Source organism: Pseudomonas fluorescens (genome assembly GCF_040448305.1).
In the GTDB taxonomy this organism is placed as follows: domain Bacteria; phylum Pseudomonadota; class Gammaproteobacteria; order Pseudomonadales; family Pseudomonadaceae; genus Aquipseudomonas; species Aquipseudomonas fluorescens_BH.
In genome coordinates this window covers 4132477-4148813 of the sequence record NZ_CP148752.1, presented here as the reverse complement: position 1 = coordinate 4148813, position 16337 = coordinate 4132477, and the positions used below count along the sequence as shown (strand labels likewise).

General features: G+C 58.9%; 18 protein-coding genes and 1 pseudogene. 9 read left to right on the top strand and 10 right to left on the bottom strand.

Annotated elements, in window-relative coordinates; translation table 11 throughout:
* Positions 1–52 precede the first annotated feature (52 nt).
* Both grxC and WHX55_RS18770 read right to left on the bottom strand, forming a co-directional pair.
* Positions 53–304: a glutaredoxin 3 gene (grxC, locus tag WHX55_RS18775; RefSeq protein WP_150725458.1), complete on the bottom strand. Its 252-nt coding sequence runs from the start codon at positions 302–304 to the stop codon at positions 53–55.
* Positions 305–330: 26 nt separating this feature from the next.
* Positions 331–849, bottom strand: coding sequence for a carboxymuconolactone decarboxylase family protein (locus WHX55_RS18770; RefSeq protein ID WP_353741022.1), 519 nt, complete (start codon positions 847–849; stop codon positions 331–333).
* Between the two features lie 134 nt (positions 850–983).
* Between WHX55_RS18770 and WHX55_RS18765 the strand changes: the two genes are divergently transcribed.
* Positions 984–1799, top strand: a complete 816-nt coding sequence (locus WHX55_RS18765; RefSeq protein ID WP_353741021.1) for an AraC family transcriptional regulator — start codon at positions 984–986, stop codon at positions 1797–1799.
* 142 nt (positions 1800–1941) lie between these two features.
* Here the strand turns inward: WHX55_RS18765 and WHX55_RS18760 are convergent, their stop codons facing one another.
* Positions 1942–2373: a nuclear transport factor 2 family protein gene (locus WHX55_RS18760; RefSeq protein WP_150758713.1), complete on the bottom strand. Its 432-nt coding sequence runs from the start codon at positions 2371–2373 to the stop codon at positions 1942–1944.
* A 157-nt stretch (positions 2374–2530) separates the two neighbouring features.
* Between WHX55_RS18760 and WHX55_RS18755 the strand changes: the two genes are divergently transcribed.
* A complete protein-coding gene (locus tag WHX55_RS18755; RefSeq protein WP_353741020.1) occupies positions 2531–3181 on the top strand; it encodes a DUF2238 domain-containing protein in 651 nt (216 codons plus the stop codon).
* A gap of 148 nt (positions 3182–3329) precedes the next feature.
* Here WHX55_RS18755 and ilvD read toward each other — a convergent pair whose 3' ends face one another.
* Positions 3330–5012, bottom strand: coding sequence for a dihydroxy-acid dehydratase (ilvD, locus tag WHX55_RS18750; protein WP_353741019.1), 1683 nt, complete (start codon positions 5010–5012; stop codon positions 3330–3332).
* Positions 5013–5403: 391 nt separating this feature from the next.
* Here ilvD and mqo point away from each other — a divergent pair, with 391 nt between their 5' ends.
* From mqo to WHX55_RS18730, 4 genes are all read left to right on the top strand, one after another.
* Complete coding sequence (gene mqo, locus WHX55_RS18745) at positions 5404–7050, top strand: malate dehydrogenase (quinone) (protein ID WP_150756122.1); 1647 nt, start codon at positions 5404–5406, stop codon at positions 7048–7050.
* A 260-nt stretch (positions 7051–7310) separates the two neighbouring features.
* On the top strand, positions 7311–7565 hold the full coding sequence (locus WHX55_RS18740; protein ID WP_026331705.1) for a hypothetical protein: 255 nt from the start codon (positions 7311–7313) through the stop codon (positions 7563–7565).
* A complete protein-coding gene (locus tag WHX55_RS18735) occupies positions 7558–8271 on the top strand; it encodes a YafY family protein (RefSeq protein ID WP_150758717.1) in 714 nt (237 codons plus the stop codon). Before WHX55_RS18740 ends, WHX55_RS18735 begins: the two co-directional genes overlap by 8 nt.
* A 43-nt stretch (positions 8272–8314) precedes the next feature.
* Positions 8315–8623: a hypothetical protein gene (locus tag WHX55_RS18730; protein ID WP_150756120.1), complete on the top strand. Its 309-nt coding sequence runs from the start codon at positions 8315–8317 to the stop codon at positions 8621–8623.
* A 224-nt stretch (positions 8624–8847) separates the two neighbouring features.
* Here WHX55_RS18730 and WHX55_RS18725 read toward each other — a convergent pair whose 3' ends face one another.
* Both WHX55_RS18725 and WHX55_RS18720 read right to left on the bottom strand, forming a co-directional pair.
* Positions 8848–9201, bottom strand: coding sequence for an NIPSNAP family protein (locus tag WHX55_RS18725; RefSeq protein ID WP_150725466.1), 354 nt, complete (start codon positions 9199–9201; stop codon positions 8848–8850).
* A 57-nt stretch (positions 9202–9258) separates the two neighbouring features.
* Positions 9259–9369 (bottom strand): annotated as a pseudogene (locus tag WHX55_RS18720) (transposase domain-containing protein); the annotation flags it as partial.
* A gap of 258 nt (positions 9370–9627) precedes the next feature.
* Here WHX55_RS18720 and WHX55_RS18715 point away from each other — a divergent pair.
* The 3 genes from WHX55_RS18715 (at position 9628) to WHX55_RS18705 (ending at position 12256) form a co-directional block, all read left to right on the top strand.
* Positions 9628–9936, top strand: coding sequence for a DUF6124 family protein (locus tag WHX55_RS18715; protein ID WP_353741018.1), 309 nt, complete (start codon positions 9628–9630; stop codon positions 9934–9936).
* A 402-nt stretch (positions 9937–10338) separates the two neighbouring features.
* A complete protein-coding gene (locus WHX55_RS18710; protein ID WP_353741017.1) occupies positions 10339–11598 on the top strand; it encodes a molybdopterin-dependent oxidoreductase in 1260 nt (419 codons plus the stop codon).
* Between the two features lie 10 nt (positions 11599–11608).
* Entirely contained in the window at positions 11609–12256 is a 648-nt protein-coding gene (locus WHX55_RS18705) for a c-type cytochrome (RefSeq protein WP_353741016.1), read from the top strand.
* 75 nt (positions 12257–12331) lie between these two features.
* Here the strand turns inward: WHX55_RS18705 and WHX55_RS18700 are convergent, their stop codons facing one another.
* The 4 genes from WHX55_RS18700 to WHX55_RS18685 all read right to left on the bottom strand — a co-directional run bounded on the left by WHX55_RS18700 (position 12332) and on the right by WHX55_RS18685 (position 16305).
* Positions 12332–13138, bottom strand: coding sequence for a glycosyltransferase (locus tag WHX55_RS18700; RefSeq protein WP_151214405.1), 807 nt, complete (start codon positions 13136–13138; stop codon positions 12332–12334).
* Between the two features lie 228 nt (positions 13139–13366).
* Positions 13367–14947, bottom strand: a complete 1581-nt coding sequence (locus WHX55_RS18695; RefSeq protein ID WP_151214404.1) for an arylsulfatase — start codon at positions 14945–14947, stop codon at positions 13367–13369.
* An 84-nt stretch (positions 14948–15031) separates the two neighbouring features.
* Positions 15032–15664, bottom strand: a complete 633-nt coding sequence (locus WHX55_RS18690) for an SDR family oxidoreductase (protein ID WP_353741015.1) — start codon at positions 15662–15664, stop codon at positions 15032–15034.
* Positions 15661–16305 (bottom strand): TetR/AcrR family transcriptional regulator, encoded by a 645-nt coding sequence (locus WHX55_RS18685; protein WP_151214402.1) that lies wholly within the window; start codon positions 16303–16305, stop codon positions 15661–15663. The genes WHX55_RS18690 and WHX55_RS18685 overlap by 4 nt, the downstream gene beginning before the upstream one ends.
* Positions 16306–16337: the final 32 nt, after the last annotated feature.

The window sequence follows — 16337 nt, the reverse complement described above, 5'->3', positions numbered from 1 at the left end:
GCTCCCACAGGGTCTTGCAGTGGACCAGGTGGAAAACCAATACCTGACTAACTCAGGCCAGCATCGACATCAACCCACCCTGACGATCCAGTTTGGCCAGGTCGTCGAAGCCGCCGATGTGCGTGTCGCCGATGAAGATCTGCGGCACGCTGCGTCGACCACTGCGGTTGAGCATTTCCTGCATTTTTCCGGGCTCGCGCTCGATATTGATCTCTTGCATCACCGCGCCTTTGCTCGCCAGCAAGGCTTTTGCGTTGCGGCAGTAAGGGCAGGTGTCGGTTGTGTATAGGGTCACGGTGTTCATGGTGGGTCCTCCGTCAATCCAGTCATTCAGGCATCGATGGCCGGGAAGTCGATATCGGTCAGCGCTGTGTTGTTCAGGTAGTTGGTCAATGTCTGCGAAGCCACATGGGCGATCACTTCGATGATTTTGCTATCGTCGATGCCGGCGGCACGGGCAGCGGCGATCTGTTTGACGGTCAGGTGCCCACGGCTTTCGGTGATCTGGCGGGCGAGGGTGGCGAAGGCGTTTAACTCGCCGTGTCGTGCGCTGAGGATGTCCTGCTTCGACAGTCCGGTCTTGCTGGCGAACAGTGTGTGAGCGGCCAGGCAGTAGTCGCAGCCGTTGACCTGCGAAGTGGCGAGGGACACTGCTTCCTTTTCCGTGGCGCTCAGGGACGTTTTGCCCAACGCTGCCGAGTTTTGCAGGTACGCGGCCAGCACCGCTGGGGCGTGAGCCAGGACTTTGAAGGTATTGGGCACAAAGCCGACTTTTTTCTGCACGGCTTCCAGCAGCGGGCGGGTGGCGTCGGTGGCGTGTTCCAGGCTGATCGGGGCAATGCGGGTCATGGTGATACTCCGTGGTGTGAAGCGCGGTATGCGCTGGGAACGGAGCTGATGTTAGGGCGTGTGTCTGGCGTGATGGGTGCAAATCGTCGATGATATGCGACAGATCGTCCAGAATAGCCTTCGGGAGCCCTGTCATGGATCGTTTGTCCACGTTGCTCACACACTTCGGCGTCAATGCCGGCACTTTCCATAGCGGTACTTTTTGCGGCACCGCCGCCTACGATGGCCAACAGACCAGCGGTCATTTGCACTTGCTTCAGGCGGGCGAGTTGCGGCTCAAGTTGGGCGATCAGCCGGATCTGCAACTGACTGAACCGAGCCTGATCTTTTTCCCCCGGCCCTATCGTCATCGCCTGTTCGCGTCTGAAGCGTCCGGCACGCAACTGGTGTGCGCGACCCTGGATTTCGACGGCGGTGCGGGCAATGCCCTGGCGGCGGCGCTGCCGGATTACCTGGTGCTCAAGCTCGATGAAATCCCGACCCTGGCCGGGACTCTGGAATGGCTGTTCAACGAGGCGTTTGACGGTACGTGCGGACGCGAAGCGGTGATGGATCGCCTGTTCGAGCTGCTGGTGATTCTGTTGCTGCGGCACATCCTGAGCACCACCGGCCAGCAGCCGGGCATGATGGCCGGCCTTGCCGATGTGCGCCTGGCGCGGCCCCTGAGCCTGATGCACGAAACCCCGGCCAAGGCCTGGAGCGTGGCCGAACTCTCGGTCGCCGCCAATATGTCGCGGGCCAGTTTCGCCGAGCACTTTCGCCGGGTGGTCGGGCAGACGCCGGTGGATTATCTGGTGAGCTGGCGCATCAGCCTGGCGCAGAAACGCCTGCGCGAGGGTCGGCCGATTGCGTTGATCGCCGAGGAAGTCGGTTACGAAAGCCCCTCGGCGCTGGCCCGGGCGTTTCGGCGCAAGACCGGGCTCAGTCCCAGGGAGTGGAAAGGTAGTTGATTCACCCGAAAACCCCTGTAGGAGCGAGCCTGCTCGCGATGGTTGCTAACGATTACGCGTGTTACCTGAATAAACGCGGTGCATTTACGTCCATCGCGAGCAGGCTCGCTCCTACAGGTTATGTTGGTGGCTTACGAACTCATCAGAACTTGAACGCCTGCCGTCCCACCAGCAACCATTTGCCTTCCTGCTTTTGCCAGATCTGGAGGTTTTCGATTTCCGTCGGCACCACTTCAGTGCCTTTGAGCGCTTGCGCCGAGAAGTGGTGACGGACCAGCGCGACATCGCCGGAGACGGTTATGGTCTGGTTCTGCATCTCCAGGGTCTTGAACGCGCTTTTGCCGGTTTCGATGTCGGCGATGAAGGCCTTCTTGTCCTGGATCTTGCCGCTGGAATGCCCGTAGGTCAGGTTCTCGGCGGTCAAGGCGTTCAGTTCCGGGATGTCCTTGTGCAGCATGGCCTGGGTCAGATGGTCGACCGCCTGGGCCACGTCCTTGTCCGCGGCAACCGGGGTGGCCGCGACGTAGCCGCTGAACAGGCACAGAAAGCCGATCAGCACTTTTGCTTTTTTCATGGGTGTTTCCTTGTTGTTGTAGGAGTGGCGCGATGACTGGATGATAATTCGTCAGTCATCGTACAACATAGCATGCATTGGATGAAAAAAGCGAACTTGCCTGGCACCCTTGCCTCGAAGTTAAAAGGGCGATGCCCTGACTTCGAGGTATTGCACCATGCAGCCTGACCCGCGTTTACGGCTCGACCTGACGTTGCTCTTGGTGTTCGTGCTGATTGTCGTGGTGTCGGGTTTTTCTCCTCGCAGCCGGGTGGACTGGGCGCTGGAAAACCTGCTGGTGCTGTTGCTGGTGGGGACTTTGGTGGCGGTATCTCGTCGGTTCCGCTTGTCGGCGACGTCTATCACGCTGGTGTTTGCGTTTCTGTGCGTGCATGAACTGGGTGCCCATTACACCTATTCCCGGGTGCCTTACGATCATTGGTTTTCGGCGTGGTTGGGCTTCAGTTTCGACCGGGTGGCAGGTACACACCGCAATCACTACGACCGACTGGTGCATCTGAGCTACGGGCTGCTGCTGGTTTATCCGGTTCGTGAAGTGCTGTGGCGGCTGACGCCGTTGCGCGGGTTCTGGCTGTTTTTCGTGACCCTGAACATCATGCTGTCGACATCCGCCGTATATGAACTGGTGGAGTGGATCGGCGGTGCTTTCCTGGGCAAAGACACGGCGAAGGCCTTCGTCGGCGCGCAAAACGATCCTTGGGATTCGCAAAAGGACATGGCCATCGCGGTGGTCGGTGCGTTTGCCAGCCTGTTGCTGGTGTCCCTGCGGGGCATGGCGCAAAAACAAGCGATGACGACGGCGAGGTGATCGGTTCAGGCTTTGAGGTAGAGGTTGCCTGACAGGCGTCCTTCGCGAGCAGGCTCGCTCCCACAGGGGATCTTCGGCATATGGAGATCAACTGTGGGAGCGAGCCTGCTCGCGATGGCATTAGACCAAACAGCGCCAGACTCAAACCTTACAGGTACTTATCCGTCACAGCCCCCTCCGAAGCACTGGATACGGTCTTCGCATACTTGGCCAACACCCCGCGCGTATATTTGGATGGCGGCCGCACCCAGCGCGACTTGCGCTCGGCCAGCATGGCATCGGAGACGTCCACCGTGATCTGCCGGGTTTCAGCATCGATGATGATCCTGTCGCCATTCTCCACCAGCGCAATGGGCCCGCCTTCAAAGGCTTCCGGCGTGATATGCCCGACCACGAAACCATGGGAGCCACCGGAAAAACGCCCGTCGGTGATCAGCGCCACCTCCTTGCCGAGGCCCTTGCCCATGACCGCCGAGGTCGGCGAGAGCATTTCGCGCATGCCCGGCCCGCCCTTGGGCCCTTCGTAGCGGATCACGATCACTTCGCCGGGCTGCACTTCGCCATTGAGAATGCCGGCCAGCGCACCTTCCTCGCCGTGATAGACCCGGGCCGTGCCTTCGAAGCGCAGGCCTTCCTTGCCGGTGATCTTGGCCACGGCCCCGTTGGGCGAGAGGTTGCCACGCAGAATGACCAGGTGAGAGTCCTTTTTGATCGGCTGGTCGAAAGGCCGGATCACGTCCTGGCCGGCCGGGTAGTCGGGCACGCTGGCCAGGTTTTCCGCCAGGGTCTGGCCGGTGACGGTCAGCACATCGCCGTGCAGCATGCCGGCATCGAGCATGCGCTTCATCAGCGGTTGAATGCCGCCGATGGCCACCAGCTCGCTCATCATGTATTTGCCGCTGGGGCGCAGGTCGGCGACCACCGGGGAAACCTTGCCCAGCTCGGCGAAGTCATCCAGGGTCAGCTCGACATCCACCGCATTGGCCATGGCCAGCAGGTGCAGCACGGCGTTGGTCGAGCCGGCGAGGGCGATCACCACGCGAATGGCGTTCTCGAAGGCTTTGCGGGTCATGATGTCGCGGGGCTTGAGGTCGAGCTTGAGCAGCTCCATCACCTGCTGGCCGGCGCGGAAACTGTCCGAGGCCTTGTCGCCGCCAATGGCCTCCTGAGAGCTGGAGCCGGGCAGGCTCATGCCCAAGGCTTCAATGGCCGAGGCCATGGTGTTGGCGGTGTACATGCCGCCACAGGAACCGGGGCCGGGAATCGCCACTTCCTCGATCTGCTTGACCTGGATCTCGCTGATATCGCCCCGCGCGTGTTGGCCCACGGCCTCGAACACGGAAATGATGTCGGTGTGGCCGGCGCCCGGCTGGATGGTGCCGCCATAGACAAAGATCGACGGGCGATTCAGCCGTGCCATGCCGATCAGGCAGCCCGGCATGTTCTTGTCGCAGCCACCGATGGTCACCAGGCCGTCGAAACCTTCGCAACCGGTGACCACTTCGATGGAGTCGGCGATCACCTCGCGGGACACCAGCGAATACTTCATGCCTTCGGTGCCGTTGGCGATGCCGTCGGAAATGGTGATGGTGTTGAAGATCACGCCCTTGGCACCGGCGGCGTTCGCACCTTTTTCAGCTTCGAGCGCCAGCTTGTCGATGTGCATGTTGCATGGGGTGACCATGGCCCAGGTCGAGGCGATGCCGATCTGCGGCTTCGTGAAGTCTGCATCGGTAAAGCCCACGGCCCGCAACATGGCGCGTGCCGGTGCGGCCTCCACGCCGTCGATCACTTGAGAGGAGTACTTGCGCAGATCGTCTTTGTCACTCATGACTGCTCCTATCGCTCATGGCTGTTCCTCGCACACTCATTGAGAAAAACAGGATGAGTATAGAAGGCCGGGCGCCCGGGCCCGGACTTACCGGTCGGGAACAGACGCGCGGGTAAGCCTTGTCGTGATATTCTTGGCGACAACTTGGTTTGATCAATTCAGTTTGCGTGTCCTTGAGACGTGCCGACGGAATCACTGTCGCTCAAGTAGCTGAAGCCAATAAAGATAAAAAGTCAGTTCAGAAGGGACATTAAAGTGGGGTCGATGCGGTTCATCGGCCTTGTGTGCCCACCCTGCAATCCTTGAGTGCCGCACCCGTGACTGCCGTGAAACATGGGGCTGTGCGCGTGAGGATGGAAGGGCGGATGGCGTTTTATCATAGGTGCTACAGATGTTTAAGAAAGTGAACACGGCCCTGCTGGGGCTGGCTTTGTCCATGGGGATGTCTGCGGTCCACGCGGAAGAGGCCAAGAAAGTCGATGTGCTGCTGATCGGCGGCGGCATCATGAGCGCGACCCTGGGTGTGTGGCTCAATGAGCTGGAACCTGGCACCTCGATGCAAATGATCGAGCGCCTCGACGGCGTCGCCCAGGAAAGCTCCAACGGCTGGAACAACGCCGGTACCGGTCACTCCGCCCTGGCCGAGCTGAACTACACCCCGGAAGACGAGAACGGCAAGGTTTCGATCCCGAAGGCCGTTGAAATCAACGAAGCGTTCCAGATCTCCCGTCAGTTCTGGGCCTGGCAGGTTCAGCAAGGCGTGCTGAAGAACCCGCGTTCGTTCATCAACTCCACCCCGCACATGAGTTTCGTGTGGGGCGATGACAACATCAAGTTCCTGAAAAAACGCTACGAAGCCCTGCAGGCGAGCCCGCTGTTCGCCGGCATGCAGTACTCCGAAGACCCGGCTGTGATCAAGCAGTGGGTGCCGCTGATGATGGAAGGGCGTGACCCGAACCAGAAAATCGCGGCCACCTGGAGCCCGCTCGGCACCGACGTGAACTTCGGCGAAATCACGCGTCAGTTCGTTGCGCACCTGCAAACCACGCCGAAGTTCGACTTGAAGCTGTCCAGCGAAGTACAGGACATCACCAAGAACGAAGACGGCAGCTGGCGTGTCAGCTACAAGAACCTCAAAGACGGCAGCAAGACCGAAACCGACGCCAAGTTCGTGTTCATCGGCGCCGGCGGCGGTGCCCTGCACCTGCTGCAGAAGTCCGGCATTCCTGAAGCCAGGGAATACGCAGGCTTCCCGGTAGGCGGCTCGTTCCTGGTGACCGAGAACCCGACCATCGCCGAGCAACACCTGGCCAAGGCCTACGGCAAAGCCTCCGTTGGCGCTCCGCCGATGTCGGTTCCGCACCTGGACACCCGCGTGCTGGACGGCAAGCGCGTGATCCTGTTTGGCCCATTCGCGACCTTCAGCACCAAGTTCCTGAAAGAAGGTTCGTACCTGGACCTGCTGACCACCACGACCACCCACAACGTGTGGCCAATGACCAAGGTCGGCATCAAGGAATACCCGCTGGTCGAGTACCTGGCAGGCCAGCTGATGCTGTCTGACGAAGACCGCCTCAACGCCCTGAAGGAATACTTCCCGAACGCCAAGGCTGAAGACTGGCGCCTGTGGCAAGCCGGCCAGCGCGTGCAGATCATCAAGCGTGACGAAGCCGCCGGTGGCGTGCTGAAACTGGGTACCGAAATCGTCGCTTCGCAAGACGGCAGCATCGCCGGCCTGCTGGGCGCCTCCCCAGGCGCTTCGACCGCCGCACCGATCATGCTGACCGTGCTGCAGAAAGTGTTCAAGGACAAGGTCGCGACCCCTGACTGGCAGGCAAAACTGCACCAGATCGTACCGAGCTACGGCACCCAGCTGAACGCCAGCCCTGAGAAGGTTGCTGAGGAGTGGGCCTACACCGCCAAGGTGCTGGAACTGACTCCGCCACCAGCGGTGATCGCGCCGGCTGTGAAGCCTGTGACTGTCGACACGGATGCGAAAGCGCCGAAGGCTAATGCTGCGAGTGATATGGCTCTCTAATTAGACTGCCGGATCAAAAAAAGCCCACTGAACCGGCGACGGTCAGTGGGTTTTTTTGTGGGCTGGAAAATGATTCTGGAGGCATGATCGGCATTATGTTTGGTCGCGGTAGGGACGGCAGGTAACTGCCGTCCCTACCGCGACCGCCGAACTCACCTTCCTGATGCCTGCGCTCAGGGCGATGGAGTCCATCTATTGAGATGCCCTCACCTGTCGGGCAAACTCCTGTTGCTTCATTGGCCGATAACAGGAGTTTACGGATGCCATTTCCACTGACGGAACATAATGCCTTGTTGGCCCTGAAGGGCGTAGGGCCGGCCGTTATCGCTCGCCTTGAGCAGATGGGCATTGACTCGCTAGCTGTGCTCAGCAAAGCGAATGCTTGTGACATCCTGGCTCAGGCATCGGCAGCAGTGGGGTCGACTTGCTGGAAGAATAGCCCCCAAGCTCGGGCCGCCATTAACGCGGCCATTGAGCTTGCAAAGGACTCTCAGTTGAGCACACCTGGTGCGTAAAGCGGATCGCTTATTTCAATTGGTAAATCTGATTCGTGTCCATCAGCCAATCTCTGCTGAACGACTGGCGAGCCGAATTGGCGTTTCCGTTCGCTCGATCTATCGATACATCGACGACCTTTCCTTCAGTGGAATCCCAATCTATGGTACCGCTGGCGTGGGGTATGCCTTGGATGCCGATTTTGAGATGCCGCCGTTAACGTTGAACAGACTCGAACTGGATGCATTGATGCTCGGGATGGAAATGCTTTCAGCTTCCGCCGATAACGATCTAAGTGCTGCTGCGAGGATGTTGTTGAGCAAAATCTCAGCGTCCATAGTCCATCACAAGGTTGACCCCAGCGCAGCAAAAATCAGGGCACTTGGAACAACACCTTCCTCGACACGTGGTCATTTGGCAACCCTTCGAAATGCCATCGAAAACACTCAGGCGCTGAAGATAACTTATACCAGCTTGGACGGTGCGGTTTCGCAACGCCTCATTTCCCCCCTTGGCCTTTTCTACTGGGGAGGAAAGTGGACGGTTGGAAGCTGGTGTAGTACCAGGGCGGCTTACCGCGATTTTCGGGTCGATCGCATAGCCTCCATCGTTATTGCCCAACAACCATCACCCGACAATCCTGCCCTTGATCTCCAGGCGTATATGAAGCACCAGGCAAGCCAGTGGAAAGCGATCACCACTACTGACACTACGCTGTCAGTATGAGCTGCTGATAGTTGGGACTTCCTAACACAAGCAGGTCATCCCTATGCAGCGCTCATCTCATGTACTCGAATTAGCCATTTTCAAGGTCAAACAGGAATGCGTTGCGCAAGTGCCTGTACTCCGCGCGAGGCTTCGTGAAACGTTAAAGACTTTTCCGGGTTTGATTGAGTACCACGCGTACTGCCCTATGAGCGACGACCGAATCTTCGCGGACCTGGCAATGTGGGACAGTCTTGAGAGCGCACAAAAAGTGGCAAAGGCGTTCAACGATGGAGATCCGAGATTCTCTGAGTATATGTACGCTATTGAAAACCTGACGTTCATGAGTCATCTCGTTCCAGAGATGAGTTGACCCCCGACGGACTGCCAGAGCAGGCAAGAGACACCGATGCCTTTGCTTTCAGGCATCGGTGTCGTCACTTACAGTGTAAGTGTTCTCAGATCACCTATTGCTGGATTCCGGGCTGCAAACTGAAGTCATATGGTAAAACCGTTTCGAAAAAAGTAACCGTCCGGCCAACACATCTTCCTGATCCCCGCATTTAAGGCTACGGGGTCTGCCTTTGTCGATGTCAGCTACGCGGATCGAGCTTCGGCTCTAGAAGCTCTGAAGGCATCAATTACGTCTTGAGTGAGCGCCATAACTGTCGTTGTACTGACTTCAATGAGGCTGATAATGTCTGCTCGCGGGCCCTGTTTCCAGGCAGCGCTTGCGTAAAAAATATCTTGAGATGCTTGGCGATGGCTCTCGCTTTCATAGGCGCGAATCAGGTGATAGCTGTCACAATCATGCAATGAGCCGCCATATGAAACGACATCTATGCCAGCTTCCAGGTGAAGCGGAACACTTACATTCTGCATTATTCGATGAAAATCCAATCCCGATCCTGGCTTTAAGGTGTACATCAGGATTTCAATAATTCGAGTCATTCCAAGTCTTCCATGTGGAGTTTCAACGTGAGTATCCGTACATCCCGGTTTACGTTGTCAGGCGGGTGGCCAGTTATGCGGCAGCAGCTCGGTAATCTTACTCGCCCGCTGCGTCGGCAGGCGCGCTAAAACATCCTTCAGGTAAGCATACGGATCATGCCCGTTGAGCAAGCTCGGTTTACAGCATCTTTTTTGGTATCGAAGTGACCAGATGAACGCTGAGCACTACTGTACATATGCAGCGTCCCGCCCGGCTTTTGAGGACTTTTTGTTGGTTTGAAAGCGGTAATTAGTCTCAAGTTTTTCCATATCCCATGGGGCTTGCACTGCACAACCCACCTCGCTAACCTTCGCCCGTCGCTGCCAATTCAGCGACCGGGTGTGGTAGCCCGATTTTCATAGGAGCCCAATCCATTGGAGTTCCAAATGCTCAACGAAAACGCTAATTCATCAGCAACCCCAAGCTCGTCAAAGTTCGATGCTGAGTTCGTGTCCCGCAAACCGGCCGGGGCGGACCGCCGTCCCAACCCCATCTTCACCATTGCCCCCAACGTCAACAACGAAACCCTCCTGGTTCATGCCTGTGAAACCCTTGCCTCGGCCAGTGTCATGGCCAGTGAACTGGCGTTTATCCTCAACGGCCCTAAATGCAATTTGGCATTGGGAATTCAACAGATGATTGCCTTGGCAGAGTTATCGGTGAACCGCGTGCTGGATCAGGTAGATCCGCAGTAGCAGGCGAGGGCGGTTATTAGCCTGATGGGAAAAAGCCCACTGAACCGGCGACGGTCAGTGGGTTTTTTTGTGGGTGATGGCACAGGCAACGCCTTGAACCCGGAGTGTCTACGCCGGCCTTGACAGGGGGTTCTGTCATCAATTGTCAAGTCGCTGACGCTCAATGAGAAGCAGACAGTTTGGCCCTGAGGATACTGGTTTGTTTACCTACCTCGGTAAGGCGAAACCGTAGACCTGATACCTCTCCGCCCTGGCGGGAACTTGTAGGAGCGAGCGTGCTCGCGATGGACTCAAGTGCGCTACGTTTAGTCAGTAAGCACGCGTTTTCGTTAACGACCATCGCGAGCAAGCTTGCTCCTACAGTCAGTTGCATCTCAATAAAACAATCATAGAGAGCGCAGAATGAAGTTCAGTTTTGTAGACAACAGCAAACCGACCCGCCGGCGGGTTCTACGCGATGCTTTCACTCTGGCTTTGGCGGCCTCGCCGCTGGCAAGCCTGGCCCGGGCAGCCGACGGAACCGGGGCGGCCGGTGGGGCTGCCGAGGAAGTGACTTTTGCGGCGGGCCCACGACCATTGGTGCAATACCCGCAGAAACGCCCGTTGACCCTGGTGACCACGCGGCCGCCGCATCTGGAGACGCCGTTCCCTGTCTTCAACGAAGGGCCGATCACGCCCAATGACGCCTTTTTCGTGCGTTACCACCTGGCCAATTTCCCGACCAGCATCGATCCGGACAGCTACCGCCTGACGATCAAGGGCTCGGTCGACACGCCGCTGTCGCTTTCCCTCGCCGAGCTCAAGGCCCTTGCCAAACCGGTTGAAGTGGTGGCCGTCAATCAGTGTTCGGGTAACAGCCGTGGCTTCTCTATGCCGCGGGTCTTCGGTGCTCAGTTGGGCAATGGCTCCATGGGCAATGCGCGCTGGGTGGGGGTACCGCTCAAGGCGGTGCTGGAAAAGGCGGGGGTAAAAGCCGAGGCCCGGCAAGTGACCTTCCGTGGGCTGGATAAACCCGTGCTGCCGAGCACGCCGGAGTACATCAAGGCGCTGGACATCAGCCATGCCATGGACGGTGAGCCGATGATCGCCTGGTCGATGAATGGCACCGACCTGCCATTTCTCAACGGTTACCCGATTCGTCTGGTGGTGCCCGGCTATTTCGGCACGTACTGGGTCAAGCACCTGAGTGAGATCGAGGTCCTCGACCATACCTACGACGGTTTCTTCATGGCCAAGGGTTACCGGGTTCCGGATAACGATTGCTTCTGCATTGCTCCCGGCACCACGGCGGCGAAAACCCTGCCGATTTCCAAATTGCCGGTGCGCAGTTTCATCACCAGCGTTAAACACGGCGATGTAGTGCCGCTGAACAAAAGCCTGGAGCTCAAAGGCATCGCGTTCGACGGGGGCGTTGGGGTCAACAAGGTGGAAGTGTCGATCGACGGCGGAAAAACCTGGCGCGAAACCACGCTCGGGCAGGACCTTGGCCGTTACTCCTTCCGTGAGTGGACACTGCCGATCAGCTTTACCAGCAAGGGCGCCACGCAGTTGATGGTGCGAGCCAGCAACAGTGCCGGCGAGACACAACCGCCGCAAGCCGACTGGAACCCTGCTGGCTACCGCCGCCACGTCGTCGAAACCACCCACGTCACTGTCGCCTGAGGAGGGCTGCATGAAACTTGTGAAATGCATGACCGCCTTGCTCTGCGCGGCTCAGGTTTGTCTGGCGACCCTGGCTGGCGCCGCGCCGCTGTCCATCACGCTGCCGCCTGAAACGGCTGCGTTCAAGCCCAGCACGATGCCTGGCTACGCTTTGGCGCAGCAGAAGTGTTCCATCTGCCATTCGGCCGATTACATCAGCTTCCAGCCGCCTGGCCTGAGCCTGGCGCAGTGGACCGCCGAAGCGGGCAAGATGCAGCACGTGTACGGCGCTCCGATCAGCGATCAGGATGTGAGTGTGATCGGCGCTTACCTGGCGGTGACCTACGGCAGTGCGAAGGCCAATGATGCCGATGTTCAGGCTGCCTCGAACGCCCCGGCGGCCCAGCCCCCGGCGGTGGCTGTGGCAAAAGTCGACGCCAAGGCCTTGCTGCAGAACAACGCCTGCCTGGCCTGCCACGCGATCGATCACAAAGTGGTAGGCCCGGCCTACCGCGATGTGGCGGCCAAATATGCCAAGGACCCGCAAGCAATGGACAGGCTTATGTCCAGCATCCAGCACGGCGGCAGCGGGAAGTGGGGGGATGTGCCCATGCCGCCTTTCGCGCAGTTGAGTCCGGACGACCTGAAAAGCCTGGCGACCTTTATCCTGCAACAGTGAGCCAGTATCAGCCTGATGCGAAAAGCCCACTGAACCGGCAACGGTGAGTGGGCTTTTTTGTGGGCGCGGGATTATTCAAGACGTCGAGGTGTTGGCCGCACCGAAGCGCTTGAGTATGTCCTGGTACATTTTCGTCCGTCGATGACCTTGGCCATATCCGCCCGCCGCGGCGACGGTGCCGGACTGGACGTGGTCCAGGTACTTGAAGATTTTGCCGGGCGAAAGAAACACGACTTTGTAGCCAAGGTCGATCACGCGGTCTTGCAGCTCATAACCGGGCACACGGTCATCGATCTGAAAATGCAAACCCTGCTGCTTGATCAGCCTGCCATTCCATAGCGTGCAAAAGCTTTTCAGGTAGGTTTCCCGGTAGGGTTTCGGCTCCTTTGATCGCAGGCCCAGCGATTGCTTCAGGCGTCGGTAGTGGTGCTTGATCAGGCGTGAAGTAAAGCGCCACGCAGTCCTTGGCAGTCCGCGGTTGAGTTGCTCCGTGCAACCGACCGCGATGACGTTTTGATCCTTGGTGCAGTAGTCCATCATCATCGCAAAGACGTTTGCATCGAAGACGAACGTGTCGGTGTGCATCAGGAACAGGTAGTCGGTATTGACCCTGGCCAGCGTCATGTCCAGCGCTTTGCCGTGGGCGATGTGCCCTGGTTCTTTGGTGGGGGCATCGCGCTCGATCAGGTTGATCCAGTCGAGCGAGCGCAAATACTCGACGCTGGCGTCCGCCGAACCGTTATCCACCACCCAGACCGCAATGCCTGATTTTTGGACATGCTCCTGCAGCAGCTCCAGGCAGATCCTGGTGAGTTCGGGGGTTTTGTAATTAACCAGAACGATGCTGAACGGTGGCTTGGCGTTTGTATCGACACTACCCATCTTCGAAATGCTCGACTACTCGAAAGTGTCGAAGATTAAAGAAGCAACCTTAGCCCAAGCTTAATTTCACGCTTTGACGATAAAGCTCCGAATGTGGCGAGGGAGCTTGCTCCCGCTGGACTGCGCAGCAGGCCCATTTTTTGGGGTCGCTTCGCGACCCAACGGGAGCAAGCTCCCTCGCCACGGGTGCGGTGTTTGTCCTCCAGGACTTTCTGAGTGAGAGGCTTCTTACGGTTTGGCCTGGTTTTTCTGCCTCTCTTCGATTTTCGCGTCGACCGCCGCGCGAATCTGGTCAACGCTGAAACTGGCGGGCTTCTGGCTCGGCGGGTACTCGATGAAGGTCTGCAGGAAGCGCGCAGCCTTGGCCACACCCGCGGCCAGCAGGTAGGAGTTCTTCACGAGCCAGTCGTTGTACTGGTTCGAGACCAGGTCAGCCCGCTCATATGGGTCCATGCGCAGGTTGAACAGCTTGGGCACCCGCAGCGGCACGAACGGGCTGCTCCATACCGCAAAACCACCGGGTTCGCGCTGTTCGGCGAAGACCACTTTCCAGTTGTCGAAGCGCATGGACACCAGCACGCCGTCGTCGTTGAAGTAATAGAACTCGCGACGTTCCCCTTTGGGTTGTCGACCGGTCAGGTAGGGCAACTGGTTGTAGCCATCCAGGTGCACCTTGAAACTGGTGCCGCCCGAAGTCGGTGCCCAGCCTTTCAACAGCTTGTCCTTCACCTCGGTATCGCCAGCCGCCGCGAGCAGGGTAGGGAACCAGTCCAGGCCCGAGAACATCTCGTTGGACACTTCACCGGCCTTGATCTTGTCCGGCCAACGCACAATCGCCGGTACGCGATAGGCGCCCTCCCAGTTGGAGTTCTTCTCGTTACGGAACGGCGTGGTCGCCGCGTCCGGCCAGGAGAACTGGTTCGGACCGTTGTCGGTGGTGTAGACGACGATGGTGTTGTCGGTGATTTTCAGGTCGTCGAGGGTTTTTAGCAGTTTGCCGACGTCGCCGTCGTGCTCGATCATGCCGTCGGCGTAATCGTTGCCGGGCATGCCGCTCTGGCCCTTCATCGATTCACGCACGTGGGTGAACACGTGCATGCGCGTGGTGTTCATCCAGACGAAGAACGGCTTTTCCGCCTTGGCCTGTTTCTCGATGAACGCTTGCGCGGCGGCGGTGGTTTCGTCGTCGATGGTTTCCATGCGCTTGGTGGTCAGTGCGCCGGTGTCTTCGATCTTGCCGTCGGCGTAGCTGTGGATCACGCCACGGGGAGTCCGGGATTTGACGAAGTCCGGGTCGTCCTTGGGCCAGTACGGGCGCTCGGGTTCTTCTTCGGCGTTGAGGTGGTACAGGTTGCCGAAGAACTCGTCGAAGCCGTGGTTGGTCGGCAGGAATTCATCCTTGTCGCCCAAGTGGTTCTTGCCAAACTGGCCGGTGGCGTAGCCCTGGGACTTGAGGGCCTGGGCGAGGGTGATGTCGCGTTTCTGGATACCGATCGGTGCCCCCGGCACGCCGACCTTGGTCAGGCCGGTGCGCAGCGGTGACTGACCAGTGATAAACGATGACCGTCCGGCCGTGCAGCTGTTCTCCGCGTAGTAGTCGGTGAATAGCATGCCTTCGTGAGCGATGCGGTCGATGTTCGGGGTCTTGTAGCCAACCACGCCCATGGAATAGGCGCTGATGTTGGTCTGGCCGATGTCATCGCCGAAGATCACCAGGATGTTGGGTTTGTCAGCGGCATTCGCCGCCATTGCCATGACCGTTGTCGCCACCATGGCGAGTTTCGGCAGCCACTTTTTTATGCGAGTCATCTGACTGGCTCCTTGTTGACGGGCGTCGCGCAGGGCGACCGGTCCCGATGTTCAAGGGTCGTCAGAAACAACACGCCACCCGTATCAGGTGGTGTGGTTGTCGATATGCAACACCGCACCGGTGACGCTGGCACCCGCGCCACTGGCCAGCAATAGCAAGGGCCCGTTGAGCTCCTGCAGACCCGTGTCCTTGCCGCGTCCGGCGGCAATCACATTGACCCGAATCCGATGCGGCGTCAGCGACTGGGCCATGGCCCGGCTCATGCGGATCAGGCTGCTGTTGGAGCGCAAACAAGGGTTGGGCTCGCTGATCGGGCGGGGCGGCGGTTCGATGTTAACGATGCTGCCGCCACGTTCGGCCTTGATCATGCGCAGGCTGGTGCAATGGACCAGGTGATTGTTCAGCGCCACGTGCTCGCGCTCGGCGCTGTTGTTGATCAGTACATCGATGCTGCCGAAGCGCTCCTCGACGGCCTCAAGCGCCGCTTCGATGCTGGGACGGCGGGCGCTGTCGAGGCTGACGATCAGCACTTCACCACCCTCCCAGCGCAGGTCGGCTTCCAGCTGCTCAAGCTGTGCGGGGCGTTGCGCGCCGAGGGCTACCCGGGCGCCGGCGAGGCTGATCAGTCGGGCGAAATGGGTGCCGAGCCGGGTGGTGGCATCGGCTACCAATACGGTTTTGCCGGCCATGGAAAAGGGTTGCATGAGGTCGCTCATGAAACTGCCTCCATCGGCACAGCGCGGCGTGTAATGGCCACACGACGCACGGGTGGGCGAGGTGATGCGATGGGCGCGGCACCGAGCATTTTCAGCACCAGTTCCGAGTAATGGCGGATCACTTCGTCGACGCTCCAGCGGCCATCGGCCTGATACCAGACACAGGCGTGGGTGAGCATGTTGAACAGGGTGCGCGCCATCAGTTTGGGTTCGGCGCAGCTGAGCGAGCCTTCACGCACGCCTTGTTCCAGCAGATCTTGCACGTCTTTGAGGTAAACCCGACGGGCCTGGCGCACCAATGCCAGCGAATTTTCGTCCAGGCTCCTGAATTCCAGGTTGCCGAGTACTGCCTGGTCCTGATGTTCCAGGTGATAACGCACATGGCAGGCCACGAAAGCGCGGAGTTTGAAATCGGCACGCGCTACGGCGGGGCGGCACCGGGCCCACTCCTGGGACATTGCCTCGAAGTATTCGAGGATCAGCTCCAGCAGCAACTCGCCTTTGCCTTGGTAATAGAGGTACAGCGTCGAGGCGTTGATCCCCGATTCGGTTGCCAGTTGACGCAGGCTCATCGACCCGTAGCCATTACGCGAGATCAGTTTGATGGCAGCCTGGCGGATATTGGTTTCAGTCATGTTCATGGGTGATCCTGCGGTCATCAATCTCAAACAAC

Excerpts from the sequence above, each read along its gene's own strand:
- WHX55_RS18765 (WP_353741021.1), top strand. The coding sequence starts at position 984 with ATGGATCGTTTGTCCACGTTGCTCACACACTTCGGCGTCAATGCCGGC.
- WHX55_RS18690 (WP_353741015.1), bottom strand. The coding sequence starts at position 15,664 with ATGAGCGACCTCATGCAACCCTTTTCCATGGCCGGCAAAACCGTATTG.
- WHX55_RS18755 (WP_353741020.1), top strand. The coding sequence starts at position 2,531 with ATGCAGCCTGACCCGCGTTTACGGCTCGACCTGACGTTGCTCTTGGTG.
- WHX55_RS18710 (WP_353741017.1), top strand. The coding sequence starts at position 10,339 with ATGAAGTTCAGTTTTGTAGACAACAGCAAACCGACCCGCCGGCGGGTT.
- WHX55_RS18685 (WP_151214402.1), bottom strand. The coding sequence starts at position 16,305 with ATGAACATGACTGAAACCAATATCCGCCAGGCTGCCATCAAACTGATC.
- WHX55_RS18695 (WP_151214404.1), bottom strand. The coding sequence starts at position 14,947 with ATGACTCGCATAAAAAAGTGGCTGCCGAAACTCGCCATGGTGGCGACA.
- WHX55_RS18740 (WP_026331705.1), top strand. The coding sequence starts at position 7,311 with ATGCCATTTCCACTGACGGAACATAATGCCTTGTTGGCCCTGAAGGGC.
- WHX55_RS18725 (WP_150725466.1), bottom strand. The coding sequence starts at position 9,201 with ATGACTCGAATTATTGAAATCCTGATGTACACCTTAAAGCCAGGATCG.
- WHX55_RS18770 (WP_353741022.1), bottom strand. The coding sequence starts at position 849 with ATGACCCGCATTGCCCCGATCAGCCTGGAACACGCCACCGACGCCACC.
- WHX55_RS18760 (WP_150758713.1), bottom strand. The coding sequence starts at position 2,373 with ATGAAAAAAGCAAAAGTGCTGATCGGCTTTCTGTGCCTGTTCAGCGGC.
- WHX55_RS18715 (WP_353741018.1), top strand. The coding sequence starts at position 9,628 with ATGCTCAACGAAAACGCTAATTCATCAGCAACCCCAAGCTCGTCAAAG.
- WHX55_RS18705 (WP_353741016.1), top strand. The coding sequence starts at position 11,609 with ATGAAACTTGTGAAATGCATGACCGCCTTGCTCTGCGCGGCTCAGGTT.
- grxC (WP_150725458.1), bottom strand. The coding sequence starts at position 304 with ATGAACACCGTGACCCTATACACAACCGACACCTGCCCTTACTGCCGC.
- mqo (WP_150756122.1), top strand. The coding sequence starts at position 5,404 with ATGTTTAAGAAAGTGAACACGGCCCTGCTGGGGCTGGCTTTGTCCATG.
- WHX55_RS18730 (WP_150756120.1), top strand. The coding sequence starts at position 8,315 with ATGCAGCGCTCATCTCATGTACTCGAATTAGCCATTTTCAAGGTCAAA.
- ilvD (WP_353741019.1), bottom strand. The coding sequence starts at position 5,012 with ATGAGTGACAAAGACGATCTGCGCAAGTACTCCTCTCAAGTGATCGAC.
- WHX55_RS18700 (WP_151214405.1), bottom strand. The coding sequence starts at position 13,138 with ATGGGTAGTGTCGATACAAACGCCAAGCCACCGTTCAGCATCGTTCTG.